Origin of the sequence: Halanaerobium sp. ST460_2HS_T2 (assembly GCF_003337665.1) — a bacterium.
Taxonomy (GTDB): Bacteria; Bacillota; Halanaerobiia; order Halanaerobiales; family Halanaerobiaceae; genus Halanaerobium; species Halanaerobium kushneri.
Genome location: NZ_QPJF01000003.1, coordinates 42,911 through 64,808, shown reverse-complemented (window position 1 = coordinate 64,808; position 21,898 = coordinate 42,911). Strand labels below are relative to the sequence as shown.

16 protein-coding genes are annotated in these 21,898 nt (G+C 36.0%); 14 read left to right on the top strand and 2 right to left on the bottom strand.

Features of this window, described 5'->3' with window-relative positions; genetic code table 11:
• The first annotated feature begins 237 nt into the window (after positions 1-237).
• The 10 genes from DFR80_RS02365 to DFR80_RS02320 all read left to right on the top strand — a co-directional run bounded on the left by DFR80_RS02365 (position 238) and on the right by DFR80_RS02320 (position 15,415).
• Complete coding sequence (locus DFR80_RS02365; protein ID WP_114489107.1) at positions 238-2,226, top strand: ABC transporter substrate-binding protein; 1,989 nt, start codon at positions 238-240, stop codon at positions 2,224-2,226.
• A gap of 67 nt (positions 2,227-2,293) precedes the next feature.
• Entirely contained in the window at positions 2,294-3,277 is a 984-nt protein-coding gene (locus DFR80_RS02360) for an ABC transporter permease (protein WP_114489106.1), read from the top strand.
• 13 nt (positions 3,278-3,290) lie between these two features.
• Positions 3,291-4,415 carry an ABC transporter permease gene (locus DFR80_RS02355; RefSeq protein ID WP_114489105.1) on the top strand — a complete coding sequence of 375 codons (1,125 nt, stop codon included), beginning with the start codon at positions 3,291-3,293 and terminating at the stop codon, positions 4,413-4,415.
• A gap of 32 nt (positions 4,416-4,447) precedes the next feature.
• Positions 4,448-5,455 (top strand): ABC transporter ATP-binding protein, encoded by a 1,008-nt coding sequence (locus tag DFR80_RS02350; protein WP_114489104.1) that lies wholly within the window; start codon positions 4,448-4,450, stop codon positions 5,453-5,455.
• Positions 5,455-6,471, top strand: a complete 1,017-nt coding sequence (locus DFR80_RS02345) for an ABC transporter ATP-binding protein (protein WP_114489103.1) — start codon at positions 5,455-5,457, stop codon at positions 6,469-6,471. Before DFR80_RS02350 ends, DFR80_RS02345 begins: the two co-directional genes overlap by 1 nt.
• Positions 6,472-6,516: 45 nt before the next feature.
• Positions 6,517-7,584: a mannonate dehydratase gene (uxuA, locus tag DFR80_RS02340; protein WP_114489102.1), complete on the top strand. Its 1,068-nt coding sequence runs from the start codon at positions 6,517-6,519 to the stop codon at positions 7,582-7,584.
• A gap of 41 nt (positions 7,585-7,625) precedes the next feature.
• The gene (locus DFR80_RS02335) at positions 7,626-9,719 is read left to right on the top strand and encodes an alpha-glucuronidase family glycosyl hydrolase (RefSeq protein ID WP_114489101.1); all 2,094 of its coding nucleotides are present in this window, start codon (positions 7,626-7,628) and stop codon (positions 9,717-9,719) included.
• 15 nt (positions 9,720-9,734) lie between these two features.
• Positions 9,735-11,918 carry a glycoside hydrolase family 3 C-terminal domain-containing protein gene (locus DFR80_RS02330; protein ID WP_114489100.1) on the top strand — a complete coding sequence of 728 codons (2,184 nt, stop codon included), beginning with the start codon at positions 9,735-9,737 and terminating at the stop codon, positions 11,916-11,918.
• Between the two features lie 130 nt (positions 11,919-12,048).
• On the top strand, positions 12,049-13,131 hold the full coding sequence (locus tag DFR80_RS02325) for an aldose epimerase family protein (RefSeq protein ID WP_114489099.1): 1,083 nt from the start codon (positions 12,049-12,051) through the stop codon (positions 13,129-13,131).
• 256 nt (positions 13,132-13,387) lie between these two features.
• Positions 13,388-15,415 (top strand): methyl-accepting chemotaxis protein, encoded by a 2,028-nt coding sequence (locus tag DFR80_RS02320; protein WP_234978121.1) that lies wholly within the window; start codon positions 13,388-13,390, stop codon positions 15,413-15,415.
• Between the two features lie 116 nt (positions 15,416-15,531).
• On the opposite strand, the gene DFR80_RS02315 is transcribed toward DFR80_RS02320, so the two are convergent.
• Positions 15,532-16,752: an EAL and HDOD domain-containing protein gene (locus DFR80_RS02315; protein WP_076546210.1), complete on the bottom strand. Its 1,221-nt coding sequence runs from the start codon at positions 16,750-16,752 to the stop codon at positions 15,532-15,534.
• A 243-nt stretch (positions 16,753-16,995) separates the two neighbouring features.
• Here DFR80_RS02315 and DFR80_RS02310 point away from each other — a divergent pair, with 243 nt between their 5' ends.
• Entirely contained in the window at positions 16,996-17,520 is a 525-nt protein-coding gene (locus DFR80_RS02310) for an outer membrane beta-barrel protein (RefSeq protein WP_076546211.1), read from the top strand.
• Between the two features lie 59 nt (positions 17,521-17,579).
• On the opposite strand, the gene DFR80_RS02305 is transcribed toward DFR80_RS02310, so the two are convergent.
• Complete coding sequence (locus tag DFR80_RS02305; RefSeq protein WP_076546212.1) at positions 17,580-17,735, bottom strand: XapX domain-containing protein; 156 nt, start codon at positions 17,733-17,735, stop codon at positions 17,580-17,582.
• Positions 17,736-18,002: 267 nt separating this feature from the next.
• On the opposite strand from DFR80_RS02305, the gene DFR80_RS02300 reads away from it, so the two are divergent.
• The 3 genes from DFR80_RS02300 to DFR80_RS02290 all read left to right on the top strand — a co-directional run bounded on the left by DFR80_RS02300 (position 18,003) and on the right by DFR80_RS02290 (position 21,898).
• Complete coding sequence (locus tag DFR80_RS02300; protein WP_076546213.1) at positions 18,003-19,034, top strand: LacI family DNA-binding transcriptional regulator; 1,032 nt, start codon at positions 18,003-18,005, stop codon at positions 19,032-19,034.
• 499 nt (positions 19,035-19,533) lie between these two features.
• A complete protein-coding gene (locus DFR80_RS02295) occupies positions 19,534-20,826 on the top strand; it encodes an ABC transporter substrate-binding protein (RefSeq protein WP_076546214.1) in 1,293 nt (430 codons plus the stop codon).
• Between the two features lie 121 nt (positions 20,827-20,947).
• Positions 20,948-21,898, top strand: a complete 951-nt coding sequence (locus DFR80_RS02290) for a carbohydrate ABC transporter permease (RefSeq protein WP_199505757.1) — start codon at positions 20,948-20,950, stop codon at positions 21,896-21,898.

Below are 21,898 nucleotides of genomic sequence, written 5' to 3'. Positions count from 1 at the left end.
ATACTAAAAACCGGAATAAAAAAATTTAAGGACTAAAAAACCGGTTTCTATAAAAATTTGTTTTACTTTAATTATAACTTTATAACAAATAAATATCCTAACAGGAGGTGAAAAAAAGTTATAATTCTTTTTTGGAAAAAATCAATTTATTAAATATACGATCTATAATAATAATCTCAAAGAGATATAAGTCTATAAAATATAGGTAATATATTAACACTATAAGGGAGGAAAATAATGTTTAAATCAAAAAAGTTTGTTTTTTCACTAGTAGTTATGATTATTGCCTTAATGACTGTTGCAGCAGGTGCTGCAGAGATTCCGGATAGCTGGTCAAATCCTGATACTGCTGCAGAAGCGGGAATCACAGAATTTAATCAATCTCCAGTGCTTGATCAAAGAGTTGAGAACGGTGAACTACCACCTGTAGAAGAAAGACTGCCTGTACCAGAAGATCTGCAGGTAATTGAGCCGGTTGAAGAAGTAGGTCAGTATGGTGGGAAGGTTGTTTCTACTGCTATTGGACCAAGTACTGAATCAGATGGTACTGTTATGCGCCCCTGGATGTTTCAATTAGACAAGACAATGGCAAATGCTGTACCGGATATTGCTAAAAGTTTTGAGTTAACTAATGAAGCAAAAACTCTAACAATTCATCTTCGTGAAGGACTCAAATGGTCAGATGGCCATCCATTTACCACAGAAGATATTATTTTCTGGTGGGAAGATGTAGCAATGAACGAAGAAGTTAATCACTGGACACAGTGGAACTGGAAAATGGATGGTGTTGCTCCAGAATTTACAGCTATTGATGATTATACTTTAAAAGTTGAATTTCCAAGATCCAATCCGACAATTGTAGATACAACCTTAACCTGGTGGAGAAGTCAGCAGAGTTTCTTCTTTTCTCCAAAGCACTATTTAAAGCAGTTCCATGCAGATTATAATCCTGAAGTAAAGGAAACTGCTGAAGAAGAAGGCTTTGGTAACTGGGTCCAGTACTTTACCAATAAAATGGAAGTTGGTCCAGTTCAGACAAATACTGAATTACCAACAATGGGTGCCTGGGTTTTAGAAGATATTAACTCATCCAGAAAGCTCTTTGTCCGCAATCCATATTATTACAAAGTTGATAGCGAAGGAAATCAGCTGCCATATGTTGATGAATGGGAAATAACAATTAAATCTGACGCTGAGGTTGCAAAAGTAGATGCCCTTCAGGGTAATGTTGATTTTGCAGCTCGTATTTTAAGTCCAAGTGAATTTCCTATGTACAAGCAGAATGAAGAGGTTGGTAACTACACCACTTATGCTTACAATAACCCTGTTCAGGCGCAGATTGGTTTAACATTTAATGTTAACCATCCTGAAGAGGCTAAAAGGGAAGTATATTCCAACAAGAAATTCAGACAGGCTATGTCAGTTGCACTCAATAGAAATGAAATTAATGAATTTGCCTATCGTGGTTTAGCCGAACCTGCTCAGGCAACTGCAAAACCGGGTGCTCCTTACTTTAAGGAGGAATGGTTGGACCATTATGCACAGTACGATACAGAACTGGCAAAAGAGTTATTAAATGAAATTGGTCTTGATGAAAAAGATGGTGAAGGATTTAGAGTTCTACCGAATGGTGAAACTTTAATTATAGACCTAGAAATTCCTGCACCTGGATCTGTTGGTGGTACAGCTCAGCTTGGTCAGGTAGCAGAATTAGTTAAGGCTTACTGGGAAGCTGTTGGAGTTAAAGTTAATTTAAAAACTCTATCACGTGAACTTTATCAGCAGCGTGCTGATGCTGGAGAACATGATATTGGTGTCTGGCCTGTAAATGTAACTCGTGATATTAATGCCTTTGGATTTGACTCTGATGGAACCCGTTATGCTACAAAATGGGCTCAGTGGGATACCTGGAGAATGTGGGACGAAACCGGACGCGAAGGTGAAGAACCACCAAAGGGTATGGAACCTCCTGAACATGCCAAAGAACAATTGCGAAGAATCCATGAATATTCCTCTGCTCCAAGTCAGGAAGCAATGAATAAAATGCTGGGAGATATCTGGCAGTACTATATGGATCAAACTTATGTTATTGGTACTGTTGCGCGCCCAATGGCTCCAGCCATTGTAGCTGATACTCTACACAATGTACCGGAAACTGCTCCTTATTCTAATGCAACAGGTGCATGGCAGATTACAAAACCAGAACAGTGGTTTACAACTAAGTAAGTAATTTTATAAAGCTGCACTGTAGTCTTAAAACTGCGGTGCAGCTTTAAATAAAGGAGGTCTTGTGATGTCTAAATTCATTATGCATAGATTATTATTTATGGTTGTTACACTTGTAGTTATTTCGATATTATCATTTATTATTATTCAGCTCCCCCCTGGAGATTATTTAACATCTTATATTACCCAGTTGAGATCAATGGGAACAGATGTCTCAGATGAACAGATAGAATATTTAAGAGAGCAGTATGGACTTGATGATCCAATATATGTTCAGTATTTTAAATGGATTGGTAACTTTATAACAGGAGATATGGGCTTTTCCTTTTCCTGGAACCGGCCGGTTAATGAACTTGTCTGGGAAAGACTGGGTTTAACTCTTGTGATTTCAATATCTTCACTTTTATTTACCTGGATTGTTGCCTTCCCAATCGGAATTTATACAGCTTTAAGACAGAACTCACTCAGTGATTACTTTTTTACTTTTTTAAGTTTTATTGGGGTGGCTACACCAAACTTTCTCCTGGCCCTGGTCTTAATGTATGTCAGCTTTAAATATTTTGGAATAAATGTAGGAGGATTATTTTCACCTGAATATGCAGATGCAGCCTGGGGAATAGGCAAAATAACTGATCTGCTTCAGCATCTATGGATTCCAGTGGTAGTTGTTGGAACAGCAGGTACAGCAGGTTTGGTAAGAATTATGCGGGCTAACCTTTTAGATGAGCTTGGTAAACCATATGTTACAACTGCAAAATCAAAAGGAATCCCAAATTATAAGGTTATTTTAAAGTATCCGGTCCGTATTGCTTTAAATCCATTTATTTCAACTTTAGGTTGGCAGTTACCAAAATTGATTTCGGGTTCAACAATTACTGCTGTTGTTTTAAGCCTGCCAACTACAGGTCCATTATTATTAGATGCTTTAAAAAGTCAGGATATGTATTTAGCTGGTAGTTTTATTATGCTCTTAAGTGTTTTAACAGTTATTGGTACATTTATTTCGGATATTTTATTAGCTCTGGTAGATCCCAGAATTAGATATGTTTAGGAGGTGTGAGTAAATGGCAAAAGAAAATAACCAAAATGAAAATTATGAAGATGATATTTATGCTGCCTCACAAAAAGAATTAATCTGGATGCGTTTTAAAAAACATAAACTGGCAATGGCGGCAGGAATAGTACTTATTATAATGTATGCGCTGGCAATATTTGCACCTTTCTTTTCTGCTCAGGACCCACATCAGAGAAGAGTTTCCTACAAGGAGGCTCCACCTCATCAATTGCATTTTGAAGATACAGAGGGTAATTTCAGTTTAAGGCCAATGATTTATCCTTATAACAAAGAAGTTGATATGGAGACTTTTGAAGATATTTATACAGAAGATGAATCAAAACCAACTCCGATAAAGTTTTTTGTGGAAGGTTTTGAGTACGAAGTTCTGGGTCTTTTTGAAACTGATATTCATCTTTTTGGTACAGGTGATGAAAACAGACCGGTCTTTATTTTTGGGGCTGATTCATTAGGAAGAGATTTATTTGCCAGAATTATTTATGGGGCTCGGATTTCACTTTCTATAGGTCTAATTGGTGTTGCCGTAAGTCTCTTTTTAGGAATTTTAATTGGAGGAATCGGTGGCTATTTTGGTGGAAAAATTGATCTATTTATTCAGAGGATGATTGAGTTAGTAAGGTCTATTCCCCAGTTACCTCTCTGGATGGGTTTGAGTGCTGCTTTACCCTCAAGCTGGTCTGCAATTCAGGTCTATCTTGCGATTACAATAATTTTATCTTTAATGAGCTGGACAAGTCTGGCCCGAGTAGTAAGAGGAAGATTTTTATCATTGAGAGAAGAAGAATTTGTAATAGCTGCCCGTTTGATGGGGAGAAGTCCTTTAGAAATTATTTTTATTCACATGCTTCCTTCTTTTTTAAGTCATATTATTGCTTCGTTAACTCTTGCTATTCCAGGAATGATTTTAGGAGAAACAGCTTTAAGTTTCCTTGGTATTGGATTACAGGCTCCTGTTATTAGTTGGGGTGTTCTATTACAGAAAGCGCAGAATCTTTATACAATCGCAAATGCTCCCTGGTTAATGCTGCCCGGTTTATTTGTAATTATCACAGTTCTGGCATTTAACTTTTTAGGAGATGGTATCAGAGATGCAGCAGATCCATATTCTAAGTAAGGAAATTTTTATTGAAAGACAGGGTGAATATAATGGCAAATAATAATATATTGGAAGTTGAAAATTTAAATGTTCATTTTCATACGGATGAAGGAATTGTTCGCGCCTTAAATGGGGTTGATTTTAAAGTTGGAAGAGGAGAAGCAGTCGGAATAGTTGGAGAATCAGGCTGTGGAAAATCAGTTACTTCAACTTCGGTGATGCGTCTACTGCCAGGTGTGGGAGAAATTGCAGCTGGAACAATTAAATATTATGATAAAAATAAAAAACAGCATGATATAATTAATTTAAAAGCTGATGGAGAGCATATGCGCTCTATTAGAGGACCAGAAATGTCAATGATTTTTCAGGAGCCGATGACTGCTTTTAGTCCTGTTCATACAATTGGTAATCAGATTATAGAAAAACTGCTCTATCATGAAGATATAGATAAAGATGAGGCACGAAGTAAAGCCTTGGAATTATTAAAAAAAGTTGGTATTTCCAAACCAGAGCAGAGAATTGACGAATATCCATTTCAGTACAGTGGTGGAATGAGACAGAGAGCAATGATTGCAATGGGATTGGCCTGTGAGCCGCAGCTATTAATTGCTGATGAGCCAACAACAGCTTTAGATGTTACAATTCAGGCTCAGGTTCTAAAACTGATCAAAAAGATGCAGGCAGACTACAACCTTTCTCTAATTTTAATTACCCATGATTTAGGAGTAATAGCCCACATGGTTGATTATGTTAATGTTATGTATTTGGGAAGAGTTGTAGAATCAGGTCCTGTAGAAGAGATATTTGACAACCCTGCTCATCCTTATACTCAGGATTTATTAAAGTCTATTCCAAGGATGACTGGAAATGAAGGGAAACTTGCTTCTATTGAAGGGGCAGTTCCCGATGCTTATTCTCTACCAAAAGGATGTCCTTTTCATACCCGCTGTCGGAAAAAAATTGGAGAGGTTTGTGAAAGCGCTTATCCAGAGAGACAGGAAATATCAGCAGATCATTATGTAAATTGTTATCTGCATCAGGATTTAGGTGATAAATAATGGCAAAGTTAGCTGAAAATGAAATCTTAAAAGTTGATGGTTTAAAGAAATACTTTCCTATTACTCAAGGTTTTTTTAATAAACATGTTGGAGATGTAAAAGCTGTAAATGATATTAGTTTTACTTTAAATAAAGGTGAAACAATGGGACTGGTTGGAGAATCAGGCTGTGGAAAAACAACCGCCTCTCGTTCCATTTTAAGAGCTATTGATCCAACTGAAGGAGAAGTTCTTTTTAGAAGGAAAAATGGAAATGTTGTTGATTTGGCAGAGCTTGATTATAATAAGTTGAAAGATGTTAGAAGTGAGATTCAGATGATTTTTCAGGATCCATTTTCCTCTCTAAATCCCAGGATGTCTGTACTTGATATAATTGCCGAACCTCTGGTTGTTCAGGGCTGGCCAAAAGAGAAATATAAGGCACGAGTCGAAGAATTACTTGATCTGGTAGGACTGGATAAAAAATATATGACTCGTTATCCACATGCTTTTAGTGGTGGTCAAAGACAGAGAATTGGTATTGCCAGAGCCCTGGCTTTAGAACCGGAGCTGGTTGTTGCTGATGAACCAGTATCTGCCCTTGATGTTTCAGTTCAGGCTCAGATTTTAAATCTATTAGATGATTTAAAAGAAAGAATGGATTTAACCTTATTAATGGTCGCACATGATCTCAGTGTAATACGCTATATCTGTGATAAAGTTGCTGTTATGTACCTGGGTAAGCTGGTTGAGATTGCAGATACAGAAGAACTTTATACTAACCCCAAACATCCCTATACAGCTTCACTATTGACTGCTGTTCCGGAAGCAGATCCTCATGTGGAATGGCTGGGTGAAAATCTAAAAGGAGAAGTTCCCGATCCTTCAGCTGAGATAAAAGGCTGTAATTTTGCTTCTCGCTGTCCTTATGCCAAAGACATTTGCGAAAATAAGGAACCTGAATTAGTGAATATTGGAGATAACCACTGGGTTTCATGTCATAGGAAAGAAGAGATTGACTTGACAGGTGTAAAATAATATGATTATAGAAAAAGGAGAAGAGTAAGGGAAAAGGTGATTTAAATGAAAATGGTATTTCGCTGGTTTGGCGAAAATGATGATAGTGTAAGCTTAGAAGAAATAAAACAGATACCGGGGATGACTGGAGTGGTTAGCGCCCTCCAGGATATTCCGGTAGGTGAGGTCTGGCCTCGAGATAAAATAAAAGAATTAAAAAATAAGATCAACCAGGCTGGACTGGAACTCGAAGTTATAGAAAGTGTTAATATCCATGAAGATATAAAATTGGGTCTTGAGAGTAGAGATAAATATATAGAAAACTACAAAAAAACTCTTAAAAATCTGGCAGCTGAGGGAATAAAAGTAGTCTGCTATAATTTTATGCCGGTTTTTGACTGGCTGAGGTCAGATCTGGCCCGCGAATTAGAAGATGGCTCAACTACAATGTCTTATGATGAAGACTGGATTAACAGCACAGATCCTGTTAAACTGGTAGAGGAATTTGATGAAAGCTCAGAAGGATTTTCTCTGCCGGGCTGGGAGCCAGAGAGGCTGGCTGAATTAAAAGATATTATTAAGCAGTATGAAAATATTTCAGAAAAAGACTTACTCAATAATTTGAAATATTTTTTGGAAGCAGTTATGCCGATATGTGAGGAAAATGATATTAAAATGGCAATTCATCCCGATGATCCACCCTGGCCAATTTATGGTCTGCCCAGAGTTGTAACTGGCCAAGAAAATTTGAGAACAATTTTAGAAATGGTTGATAACCCTTATAATGGCCTAACACTCTGCAGCGGTTCCTTAGGATCAAACCCAGCTAATGATGTACCGGCACTGGTCAGAGAGTTTGGCAGTAGAGTTCATTTTGCCCATGTTAGAAACCTTAAGTTTGATGGGGAAGGCAAATTTCATGAGACTTCTCACCTGTCAACAGATGGCTCCCTGGACTTATTTGAAATAATGAAGGCTTATTATGATTCCGGTTTTGATGGTTATCTCAGACCTGACCACGGGCGCATGATCTGGGGAGAAAAGGCAAGACCTGGTTATGGACTTTATGATCGGGCTCTGGGAGCTACATATATTAATGGCTTGTGGGAAGCAATTACAAAAATTGACAGTTAAATTTTATACCTTAACTTTTTAATTCTGAATGGAGGCCAAAAATGTCCGAAATGAAAGTTGTTAACAAAAATTCTAAGGCCTATCAGGCCTGGCTCAGCTATGAAAAACTGAGTGATAGTTATTTAAAAGAATATAACGAATTACTGAGCAACATTTCTGTTTATGGAAAGACTAATTTAAATGCTTCAATCAAAGAAGAAATAAATAGGGCTTTAGCGAAATTTTTAAGTGCAGATTTTGAGCTGAATTTTAATCAGCAGTTACAGAATAAAATTTTAATTGCTGCAGGAAAAGAACTTAAAGAAATTGCAGCTGATAATGAAAAACTGGATTCATTATTAAAAAGTATTGATTTTGCTGAGTTAAATGATGAGGGCTATTTAATTAAATATTTTAAAGAGGAAGATCTACTCCTGCTCACTGCAAAAAGTGATCAGGGCCTTTTATACGGTAATTTTGAGCTTTTAAGAGAAATTCAGCAGGAAAATGATCTGCTGGAACTAGATCTTTTATCTAATCCCAAAAATAATCTCAGAATGCTAAATCACTGGGATAATTTAGATGGCAGCATTGAGCGGGGTTATGCAGGTAAGTCAATTTTTTATCAGGATAATCATCTGGTAAACGATTTAAATAGGATTAAAGACTATGCTCGAATGCTGGCTTCGATTGGAATAAACGCCCTTTCAATTAATAATGTCAATGTTTCTTATCAGGAAACACGCTTAATTGATGACAAAATTGAGATGGTAATTACCATTGCTGATATTTTAAGAGACTATGGAATTACCACCTATTTAAGTGCTAACTATGCTTCACCGATGCAGCTGAGCAGTATTGATACTGCTGATCCACTGGACGAAAAAGTACGACTCTGGTGGAAGGAAAAAACTGCCGAAATTTACGATGAGATTCCAGATTTTGGAGGATTTGTAGTTAAAGCAGATTCTGAAGGCAGACCAGGACCCTTTACCTATGGCCGCAGCCATGCTGATGGTGCCAATATGATGGCAGAAGCACTGGAGCCCCATGGAGGTTTATTAATCTGGCGCTGTTTTGTCTACAACTGTCAGCAGGACTGGCGGGATAAAGAGACCGACCGAGCCCGAGCTGCCTATGACAACTTTAAGGATTTAGATGGCCAATTTAAGGAAAATGTACTTTTACAGATCAAAAATGGACCGATGGACTTTCAGGTGCGTGAACCAATTACTCCACTATTTGGAGCCATGCCGGAAACAAATCAGGTGCTTGAACTGCAGGTTACTCAGGAATATACAGGCCAGCAGAAGGATTTATGTTATTTAATTCCTCAGTGGAAGAAGGTTACTGATTTCGACACCTATGCTGAGGGAGAAAATACCCCTGTTAAGAGAATTGTTGACGGCTCAACTTATAATCAGAAAAATACTGGATTTGCTGCGGTTGTTAATGTAGGTAATGATCAGAACTGGACAGGACACCACTTAGCTCAGGCCAATCTCTATGGCTACGGCCGTCTGGCCTGGAATCCAGATTTATCAGCTGTTAAAATCACAGAAGAGTGGATAAAAATCACCTTTGGTCAGGATCAGGAAGTGATGGAGAGCCTGCTCAGGATGTTGTTATACTCCTGGAGTATTTATGAAGACTATACTTCGCCTTTAGGAATTGGCTGGATGGTAAACCCAGGTCACCATTATGGAGTTAATGTCAACGGTTATGAATATTCGCGTTGGGGAACCTATCACAGAGCGGACCATGAGGGAATAGGTGTTGACCGCAGTGTAGCAACTGGAACCGGTTATGCGGGTCAATATTTTAAGGAAAATGCAGAAAAATATGAGACTATAGAAAACTGTCCGGATGAGCTGCTTCTATTTTTCCATCATGTTCCCTATACCCATGAGCTGGATTCTGGTAAAACGGTGATTCAGCATATTTACGACAGCCACTTTCGAGGTGTGGCAGCTGTTAAAGAACTGCAGGGACACTGGGAGAAACTTGAAGAAAAAGTTGATTCAGAAATCTTTGAAAATGTAAATAAAAGGCTTAAGATGCAGCTTGATAATGCTGTTGAGTGGAGGGATCAGGTGAATACCTACTTCCACAGAATTTCCGGTATTGATGATCAGTTTGATCGGGAAATATATTAGTAATGGAGGAATATAATGACTGAAGAATTGAAATATAAAAATCCATCTCTTCCCTTAGAAGAACGGGTAGAAGATTTAGTTGCTAGAATGACTTTAGAAGAGAAGATGTCGCAGATGATCTATGATGCTGCAGCAGTTGAAAGGCTGGATATTAAAAAATATAACTGGTGGAATGAATGCCTGCATGGAGTGGCCAGAGCTGGTACAGCAACCGTTTTTCCTCAGGCAATTGGAATGGCAGCTTCTTTTAACGAAGAACTGCTCCATGATGTTGCGGGGACTATAGCAGATGAGGCCAGAGCCAAGTACAATCAGGCTCAGAAAAAGGATGACCGCGGAATTTATAAGGGCTTAACTTTCTGGACACCCAACATCAATATTTTTAGAGATCCCCGCTGGGGAAGAGGCCAGGAAACCTATGGTGAAGATCCTTACTTAACTGGACGTCTGGGAGTTGCTTTTATTAAAGGACTGCAGGGAGACCACCCCAAGTACTTAAAGGCTGCAGCCTGTGCCAAACACTTTGCAGTTCACAGCGGACCTGAAAGTGAGCGCCATCACTTTGATGCAGAGGTCAATAAAAAAGATCTGCGCGAAACCTATCTCCCTGCTTTTCGTGATGCGGTTAAGGAAGGAAAAGTTGAGGCAGTAATGGGTGCCTACAACAGAGTTAATGGTGAGCCTGCCTGTGCCAGTAAAGAGTTAATGGAAAATATTTTGCGCGAAGAATGGAATTTTGACGGCCACTATGTTTCCGACTGTGGTGCAATAGAGGATATCTATTTAAGGCATCAGGTTCAGGAGAGCCCTGAAGAAGCTGCAGCAATGGCAGTAAATAAGGGCTGTGATTTAAATTGCGGTCGAGTGTATGAGAGCATGAAAATTGCAGTGGAAAAAGGCCTGCTGACAGAAGCAGTAATTGATAAATCAGTTAAGAGGCTGATGAAGACCAGATTTAAACTGGGAATGTTTGACCCGGAAGATGAAGTTCCCTTTAATCAGATTCCATTTGAAGTAAATGACAGTCAGGAAAATAGAGAGCTGGCCCGGGAGACAGCAAGGCAGTCAATTGTAATGTTAAAAAATGAAGAAGATATTTTACCCTTAAATAAAGCTGAGCTGGATTCTATAGCAGTTATTGGCCCCAATGCTGACAGTCAGCCGGTGCTGATTGGAAACTACAGCGGTAAGGCTTCTAAATATGTGACATTGATAGATGGAATACATAATGCGGTTAGTGACCAGACCCGGGTTTACTATGCTGAGGGCTGTGATTTGAGAACAACTGAGCCTTCTTACTGGGGTAATCAGCCGGATGCTGGCTTTGCAGAGGCGGTTTCCATTGCCGAAAAATCTGATGTAGTAATAATGTGCCTTGGTATTTCTCCTGAACTGGAGGGAGAGGAGGGGGCAGTTGCCAACTCAGATGGTGGCGGAGATAAGATAGATATTGCTCTGCCAGGAATGCAGGAGCAACTGCTGACAGCTGTCGCAGAGACAGGAAAGCCAATCATTGCAGTAATTACAAATGGTAGTCCTGTTAATTTAAATTCGGTTGACCAAAAAGCAAGAGCTGTCTTAGAAGCCTGGTATCCAGGGGAAGAAGGCGGAAACGCTGTTGCTGATATTCTATTTGGAGATTATAATCCATCTGCAAAATTACCGGTAACTTTTGTTAGATCTATGGATCAGCTGCCTGATTTTAGAGATTATTCGATGCAGAATAGAACCTATAGATTTATGGAAGCAGACCCACTCTATCCTTTTGGTTTCGGTTTAAGTTATACGGATTTTGAATTTAGTAACTTGAAATTATCGTCAGAATCTTTTTCCATTGAGTCTGAGATAGAAATCAAGGTTAGCACAAAAATTAAAAATGCTGGTGAATACAGGGGAGCAGAAGTTGTACAGCTATATCTCAAAGATTTAGATAGCAGTGTTCCAACTCCCAAATATGAGCTTAGAGGTATAAAAAAGATTGAATTAGATCCTGGAGAAGAAAAAACAGTTGAATTTGAACTTACTCGCCGAGATTTTGCCTTAATCAATCAAGAAGGACAGGCTATTTTAGAATCAGGTGAATTTGAAGTTCATTTAGGTGGAAGTCAGCCTGACAGCTACAGTCAGCAGCTTACAGAATCTAAATCTCTTAAAGATAAGATTACTGCTAGTGGAGAAAAAATTGAGTTAGTGTATTAAAACATATTAATTTTCCTGTCAGTTTAACTTTCTGGCAGGATTTTTTTGTTTTAACACTAATATAGTTATAAGGAGTTATTTTTATATATTAAAAATTAGGATTTTAACATTTTAAGACGGAGGTATTTTTATGAGCGAAATTAATATTTCAAAAAAGGAATTTGGAGAATTAGAAGATGGGAGAAAAGCAGATTTATATACCCTGGAAAATGAAAAAGGAATGAAAGTCGAGATCACCAATTATGGTGGTATTATCCTTAGGTTGTTTGTACCAGACAGGGATGGAAATCTGGATGATATTGTGCTGGGATATGATAATTTAGAACAGTATTTTAATGATCCCAATTATTTTGGGGCTTTAATTGGTCGTTATGGTAATCGAATTGCTGAAGGAAAATTTGAACTGGATGAAAATACATATCAGCTGGAAATTAATGAAAAGCCTGCCGGACATCCCTGCTGTCTGCATGGAGGAGAAAAAGGCTTTAATTCTCAGCTCTGGACAGCGGAAACAGCCATTATAAATGGAGAAAAATCTTTAAAACTTACTCATTTAAGTGAAGATGGAGAAGGTGGATTTCCAGGTAATTTAAAAGCAGTAGTTTATTATACTTTAACTGATGATAATAAATTAAGAGTTGACTATCGGGCAGAAACTGATCAGAAAACAGTTGTTAACTTAACACAGCATAGTTACTTTAATTTAAAGGGGCATGGAGAAGGTACTATTGAAGACCATCTTTTATATATCAATGCAGATTACTTTACACCAGTTAATGAGGGAATGATTCCAACTGGTGAAATCAGAGAAGTTAAGGATACTCCATTCGATTTTACTGCCATTGGAGAACTGGGCAAAATGATAGATGCTGATGTGGAACAGTTAAAATTTACAGGTGGTTATGATCATAACTGGGTATTAAATAATGAAAAAGAAGACGGACTTGAGCTGGCGGCCAGGGTAATTGAAACTCATACTGGAAGACAATTAGAAGTCTGGACTACAGAGCCGGGAGTTCAGTTTTATAGCGGCAATGGAATTGATCCCAATGGTCCAGGAAAGAAGAATAAGAATTACTTAAAAAGAGGTGCTCTCTGTCTGGAAACTCAACACTATCCAGATTCTCCAAATCATGATAATTTTCCTTCGACTATTTTAAAACCAGGAGAAAAATATCATACAGTTACAGAATTTCATTTTGATATAATATAAATATATTTAAAATATTTGCTATAAAATCCCCTTACTGGAAGAGTACTAAGTTATATTGCTCTGACTGAAGGGGATTTTTTTAAAAAGAATAAAAAATCAGCTGATTATTTTTATAAATTATCTTAAAATTACTTTAATTTCAATAAATTTGCTTTTAGCACTATAATTTAATAAAATATAAACATAATTGAAATTTTTATAGAAATAGATAATTATATTACAAATAAGGATTTATAAGACTTAGAAAAATCAGGGAGTGGTTAGTTTGGAAAATAAGAAAGGGTTTTTATCTTTTATGAAAAATATTAATCTCAGTCAAAGTTTAAGTGCCAAAATTATTGCTATAATTTCTTTAGTTATTATTTTGGGAATGGGAGGCCTTGGTTATTTAATTAATAACACCGTAACAGATGAGATAACGGGTCTGGCAAGAGAAAGGAATAATGGGATTGCTGCAGAAATGCAATCAGAGATAAATTCTTTTCTGGTGGAGAGTAAAAATGTAGTCAACCTGCTTGCTGAACAGCCTGAGGTAATAAACAAGAATGAGGCTGGAATAAGAGAATTATTAAACTCAGTTTCGGATAATTATGATCAGTTTTTAAACCTATATCTAGGAAGTTCGGATGGAGAAATGATTATCGTTCCTGACCAGAATTTGCCCTCAGATTTTGATCCCAGAGAAAGACCCTGGTTTCAAAATGCTGAAAATACAGATCAACCTGTCTGGACAGATACCTATGTCGATGCAGGGAGTGGAACTTTAATTATTTCTGTCGCCAGAAGGGTTCTGGATCAAAATGGAGATCTGGTAGGAGTTCTGGCAGGAGATATTTCTCTGGCAGGGATCAGTGAACTTGTTGGAACAACTAAAGTTGGAGAAACAGGATATACTTTTATGATTGATTCCAGTTCTAAAATTCTGGCTCATCCTGATGCTCAGATGGTAGAGGACAGATTTGATGCCAGCCAACTTTTTGATACTTCTCCTGCCCTTGCTGGCGAATCAGGCTTTGTTGAGTATGAATATCAGGGAGAAGAAAGACTTGCTTCTTACATGCCGATAGAAGAAATTAATGGAGCAATCTTTGCCCAGATTCCGGTAGCTGAAGCCTATAGTGCTAACAGAGAAGTTTTACGACAGATTATTACTCTGTCTATAATTGTTTTGCTGGCTCTAATTATTATAATTATTTTTTATGTAACTAAAAATGTGGTGCGTCCTATTGTTCACTATGGTGAACAGATGCAGAAAGTTTCTAATGGTAATTTGGATGTTGAACTTGAAATTAATCGTAAAGACGAACTGGGCCATCTGGGGAATATTTTTAATCAAATGGTCAAAGATCTTAAGAATCTGGTTCAGAATATCAAAGATACCTCAGATCAGGTAACAGAAACTTCCAATCATCTAGAAGAAAGTTCTCGCGAAGTAGGCAGCACCTCAGAACAGGTTGCAGTTTCAATTCAGGAAGTGGCAACTGGAGCTGATGAACAGGCTAAGAGTGTGGAAGATGTTTCACTTAATATTCAGCAGCTTTCTGAAGGAATAGATGAATTAGAGGCAACTAATGATCAGGTAGAAGAGTTAACAGAAAATATGAATCAGGTAACTGAGGCTGGGTCTGAAAAAATGGAAAAACTAAGCTTCCAGATGAAAGAAATAGTAAAAGCAATGCGGGAAGTTGCAGCCGATATTTCTGATTTAGAGTCTATCTCTCAGGAAATTGGAAGTATAATTGATATTATTAATAATATTTCTGATCAGACCAATCTTCTGGCTTTAAATGCTGCTATAGAGGCAGCCAGAGCTGGAGAAGCCGGTCGAGGATTTTCAGTTGTTGCAGATGAAATCAGAGAGCTGGCAGAAGAATCATCAAGCTCTGCTGATAAAATCAAAAACTTAATCGATGAGGTTACCAGAACAACTGATTCTGTTGGTAAAGAAATGAAGACAAGTGAAAAAGAAATACTGAATGGTGAAGAACTTGTAGATTCAGCTAATGCTACCTTTAAGGAGATTAGAGATACCCTTACTCAGATTAATGAGGGAATGCAGAAATCTGCTGATATTGTAGAAAATACAAATCAGTTTAGTAATGAAATCTCTGAGAATGCTCAAAATATAGCTGGGATTTCCGAAGAAACCTCGGCCTCAGCAGAAGAGGTTGCAGCTGCCAGTGAAGAGCAGACTGCTTCAGTAGAAGAGGTGGCTTCAATAGCTGATGAACTTGCAGCCAGAGCTGCTCATTTAGAGACTTTAATCGAAAAATTTGAAGTTTAGGAGAACTGATAATAAAAAAATATTTTATCAGAAGTATATTAAAGTCAAAAAGTAAAATTTATTTTAGAATCAAAGTAATCCCCATCCGGTTTTTTATTGGATGGGGATTATCATTTTTACTGATTCATTTTTTCAATCGTTTCCGAAGCATTTTCAATTGCCTGCTGATAAATGGAAAATAGCAGATTACTATCTAGATTAAATTTCAATTCAATTTTTTTAAGCTGACTCCATCTTGCCTGTTCAAAAAGAATAATCATTTCTAGAGTTTCTCCAATTTTCCCCTCCAAATTTAGAACTGCTTTTTTAACTTCTTCTGTTAAAGAGAGTTCTTTAATTATATTTTCCAGAGGTCGATCTAAATAAGCATCCAGCATAGAAAGCATTCCTACTGTATAATATTCTGAACTTTTATCTGCTGCATTAGTATGGTTTGCAATCAGTTCTGCCATTTTGGCTCTTACCAGAGTATTTGTAAATAAAGCATTAGGTTTGTCTTCGCTGAGACCTTTGATGAAATAAAGCATTGCCCATTTTTTTAATTTATTGATCCCAAGTAAAGCTACAGCCTGTTTGATAGAAGAAATCTGATACCCATAAATTGCTGCATTAATTGTTCTTAAAAGACTGTATGACATAGATAGATCATTTTTAATAATTTTTGATATTTTTTTAAAGTCAGGATCCAGCGAGTTTAATTCATTAATTACCTCAAGATAGTTAAACTTGTAAGAAGGGATTTTGCGGGTAGATATAGTATCGGGTCTGGTAAAAAAGTATCCCTGAAAATAATCATATCCCATTTCATAGGCTGATTTGAATTCCTCATAATTTTCAATTTTTTCTGCTAGAAACTTTACCTTAGAATTATAATTATTTTTAATTAAATTCATAATTTCTTTACGCTGTCTGCCCTTAGTCTCTAAAAAATCAATTTTAATTATATCTGCAATTTTAATTAAAGGAATTAGTTCTTTTTGATAGATAAAATCATCCAGTAATAAAATATGACCCGAGTCTTTAACTTTTTTTGAGCAGTCAATAATTTCCTGATCAACATTTACTGTTTCTAAGATTTCAATACCAATTTTCTGCTGTGGTAATAATTCTATAATTTCTGATTTAATTAATTCAGCTGTAAAATTAATAAAAGCTTGTTTACCTCTGGTTAGATTATCGAGGCCTATTAGATCAAGACTGCTGGTTAAAACTTCAGCTGTTGCCTGAGTGCCATTAAATTTGGCTTGTTTATTTATAGATCTAAAGAGTAGTTCGTAGGCTACTGTTTCTTTTTTTCTGTTTAATATCGGCTGTCTGGCAACTATTGAATTTTGCATATTTGATCAGCCTACTTTCTTGAAAAATTTAGTATCTATATATTTATTAAACAAAAAAGTTCTAAAATCCTTTTTTATTACTTAATTAATTTTAAAAATAGGGATTTTCGACAATAACTTTGTTAAAATTACAAAAATTGAAAATAAATCATCTTTTTATCTTAAATAAAGAAGGAAAATCTCGACAAATATTGAATATATAAAATAGAAAATAGATTATAAATTGAGAAGGGGGATTTTTTAATGAAAAAAACTATGGTGGTTTTACTTGTAATGGCAATGTTTTTATTCTCTTTCAATGTTTTTGCACAGGCTCAAAGCAGCTGGTCAGTTAAGGCAGGACTTGATTTTGGCTCAACAATAGAAATTGATGGAACAGAACATGATTCTGAAATAGGATATTCTCTAATTGGTGAGTTTAAAATGCCCTATACACGGAACTGGAATATTGGGGGCGGAGTTGCTTATCAATTAGATAGACAGGAAGAAACTAATAATAGTGATTTTGGTTTTACACCATTTTATGGTCTAGCTGAGTATAGAATGCAGGACAGTCCACTTTATTTCTTAGGTCATCTGGGTTATGCCTCATTTAGATATGATAATGCAGGAGACACAAGTGGTGGTTTATACTATGCTCTTGGTGCCGGTATGGACCTGGGTGAGAGATATGAAGCTGAAGTTCTTTATACAGATAATAGTGGGGAAAGTGATGGTACTGATGTAGATTATTCTAAGATTAGTGTGACTTTCGGTATGAAATTCTAAATTAAGTTAAAATAAATTAAAGGCCTTCTTCTTAGATTAGAAGAGGGCCTTTTTTCTAATTAAAATATTGTTTTTGTTAGCATGAAGCCGACATAAATACCTACAATTCCCATTACTCCAGATAAAGTTGGCGGGGCAGGAATAGGTAATTTTAGAAAAGAAAAAAGACCTCCAACAATTAGACCTGAAATCGCTGCTAAAAATGCTTGATTCATAATTAATTCTCCTTTATATATAGATTCAAAATTTTATGATTTATATTTCGTTAGACGTCAGACGACTAACACCAACATCTATTTTAATATATTAAAACACTTTTGTCAAAGAATATGAAGGTTTTTTTGATTATTTTTACTGTTTTAACTTAAAATGATTTAGTTTACAGCCGCTTTTAATTAAAACGTTTTCCATAATCATTGAAAGCTAAATTAATCTATGATAAAATAATTCTTATAACTGATATTAATTGGAAGGAGTTTATCATGGCAAATAAAGAAATAACTATTAAAGATGTAGCCAGATTAGCTGAATGTTCACCAACTACAGTTTCGAGAGTAATCAATAATAGTGATCATCCTGTCAGCAAAGATACAGAAGATAAAGTTAAAGCAGCAATTAAAAAGTTAAATTTTTCACCAAATAGAATAGCTCAGGGTTTAAAAAGTGATAAATCAAATATTATTGGTGTTATTGTTCATGATATCTGTGACTCATATTTTGCCGAGATGGTAAAGGGAATTGAAGAGTTTATTTCTGGACATGAGTATATTGTTAATATTTATAATACAAGCCGTAGTGTAGAAAAAGAAGTGCATGCTGTAAATATGTTAAAAGCCAATCGGGCTGACGCAATAGTTTTCGCTGGTGGTGCACTAATGGATAAAGAGTACGAACAAAAAATGTATACAATTATTGAACAGCTTAAGGCTCAGGGGACTATTTTACTGGGGATTACACCTCATCCATTTGAAATTAATAATATAAGCCTGGGTAATAAAACAGCGGCAAAGATTGTTACTGAACATTTATTAGAAAATGGGCATCGTAAAATTGCCTTTATAGATGGGCCAAAAAATCTTTATACAAGTTTTTTAAGAAGAGAAGGTCTAAAAGATAAATTAATGGAGAATGGTCTTACACTTCCAGATGAACTTATTTTTGATGGAGACTTTAGCTTTGAGGGTGGTCGTAAAGCAGCCTTAAAATTAATGGATAAAATTGATCAGATAACTGCTGTTCTTGCTGCTAATGATGCAACCGCTTTAGGATTGATCTGGGAATTAAATAACCAGGGAATTAAAGTTCCTGCTGATATTTCGGTTGTTGGTATTGATGATTTGCCTGAGGCTAAGTATTCATATCCACCACTTACAACAGTTTCCTTACCTATTTATCAATTAGGAACGAATATTGGTAAATATTTGCTAGAAAATTTAAAGGAAAAGAAAAACTCTAAATTTAATTCGATTGATTTAAAATTAATCAAGCGAAATTCAGTAAAAGATATAAGTTGATTAAGGCCCGTTATATAAGGCGTCGCAAATTATCTATGTGAAGATTAAAACAAATTAATTAAAAAAATATTTAAAAATTGTTTGACAATTAACAGACAATTATTTATAATGTAAATAGTGAATAAAAGTTATCACTTTTTTTATTCCATTTATGGAAATTGTTTTCCGAAAGATAGATTATTACATTTTTGGAACTGCTTAGTTTAATAACTCCTTATTAAATATTAATTATCTAAGAGAGTAGTGTTGCTATTTATCTAAAAATTCTTAATAATCTTTTATTTGACGGAAAACATTTTCCTGAGATAAGTTTACAGATAATCTAATAAGGATAAGGATATAAGACTGTATTTATTTTAATACTCAAAAAAGGGGGGACATCAATTTTCTCTGATCTTTTTGTAAAGGCAAAAAGATTTATAAGACTATAAGAATTTATAATTATTCATCTACAAATTGAACATATTAATAGCTAATTAAATTCCAAGGAGGAAATTAAATGTTTAACAAAAAAAGTTTGGCTTTAGTATTAATCTTAACATTTGTATTATCCTTATCACTTAGTGTTGCTGTAATGGCTCAGGATGATGAAGTGACTTTACGTTTTGCCTGGTGGGGTTCACAGAGTCGTCACGAAAGAACTTTAAGAGTAATTGAAATGTTTGAAGAAGAACATCCGAACATAAAAATACAGCCTGAATATACTGGCTGGGGTGGATACTGGGATAAGATGAATGCTCAGGCTGCTGGAGATAACTTACCTGATATTATTCAGCATGTAAGAAAAATGATGGCAAGTTATGTGGAAAATGAGCAGCTTTTAGCTTTAGATCCCTATATCGAAGATGGAACTTTAGATGTTAGCAAAATTGGAGAATCTTACTTAGAAATGGGACGTGCATATGGTAAACAGATGGGACTTGCTACTGGTGTAAATGCTCCTGCTGGTTACTATGATAAAGAATTATTCGATGCTGCTGGAGTAGATTATCCATCTCCAGAAGATACATGGAAAGATAGAGCAGAGATGTTTAAAAAGTTACACGAAGAATTAGGTATTTTAGGTGCGGCAACTCCTGCTTCACAGGAAGAAGGTAATGGTTTTGTTGTTTGGTTAAGACAACATGGTCAGAGTTTCTTCAGTGAAGATGGAAAGTCTTTAGGTTATGATGATGATCAGTTATTTGTAGATTATATGAATTATGACCTTGAATTAATTGACTCTGGTGCAGTTCAGGATGCTATGCAGAGACAGGAATCACCTGATGCAATTGAGCAGGATCCTGTAACTCAGGGTGAAGCTGCAACTGCAACTAATTATTGGAGCAACCAGCTTCCAGCTATTTCCAATGGTGCTGGAAAACTTCTACATCCTTTCTTATATCCAAAAGCAGAGGATCAGGTTCAAGAAGGTAGATTTATGAAACCAGCAATGGTTATGACTGTTGCTAAGAGTACTGAACATCCAGAAGAAGTAATGACATTCTTAAACTTCTGGTTCAACAATATTGAAGCTGGTAAAGTAATCGGTACAGACCGTGGAGTTCCTACAAATAGTGAAGTCAGAAAAGCTTTAAAAGCCGACGCTGATAAATATGATCAGGCTGTATTTGATTTCATTGAAGTAGCTGCAGAAAATGCTGGTCCTGTACTTCCATTACAGCCACCTGCATTCTCAGAAGTAACTACAGCATTTGCTGACCAGTACTGGGAAGTAATTTATGGAATGAAAACTCCTGCAGAAGCAGCTGCAGACTTCAGAGAAGAAGCTACAAAGTTACTTTCTAGATAATTAACAAATAAAAATTCTTATTTGGATAAATAAAAATAAAATAAGATAAAATTCTATAAGCTAGTGATTTTAAATGAGTCACTAGCTTATAGTTTGTATTAACACTTAAGGAGGGAGATTTTTGAATAATAAATTTGAAGCACTGGATACAGTCCGTTCTCTAGATGCTGGAATGAATAAAAAGAAATGGATAAAAGAAAATTTGACTGGTTATGTATTTATTCTACCCTGGTTAATCGGATTTTTAGCATTTTTGGCTTTTCCGTTATTAAGATCTTTATATTATTCTTTGACAGAATATACTATTGTCGGTGATCCAAGCTGGGTTGGTTTACGAAATTATATAGAAATCTTTACTGATGATCCCAAGTTTTGGACTTCACTTAAAGTAACATTTTACTATGTTGTTTTTGCAGTACCTTTAAGACTGGCAAGTGCTCTTGCTTTGGCTTTAGTTTTTAGAAAGGCAAGGCCGTTTACTAATTTTTATCGTGCTGCTTACTATGTACCTTCTATTTTAGGTGGTAGTGTTGCAATCTCAGTTATCTGGCGTCAGTTATTTTCTTCTCAGGGTGCTTTTAATGATTTTCTGGTTGCTATTGGTGTTATGGGTGATAGGATTTCCTGGATTGGCCATCCTGATTATGCAATCTGGACAATTATTATTTTAGCCGCCTGGCAGTTTGGTTCTCCGATGATTATTTTCCTGGCTGGATTAAAGCAGATTCCAAAGGGGTTATACGAAGCAGCTGAGATTGATGGAGCAGGTAAGATTCAGCAGTTTTTTAGTGTTACTTTACCACTTTTAACACCTGTAATTTTCTTTAATTTGATTATGCAGATGGTTAAAATGTTTATGGTCTTTACCCAGGTTTATATTATTACCGAAGGTGGGCCGCTTAATCGAACTCTGGTTTATGCTGTTTACCTTTATCGTAAAGGTATTTCAAATGGATATTTAGGTTATGGTTCAGCCCTTGCCTGGATTATACTTGTTTTATTAACTATTGTTACAATTTTATTATTTAAAACATCCAATAAATGGGTATATTATGAGTCGGAAGGAGAATAA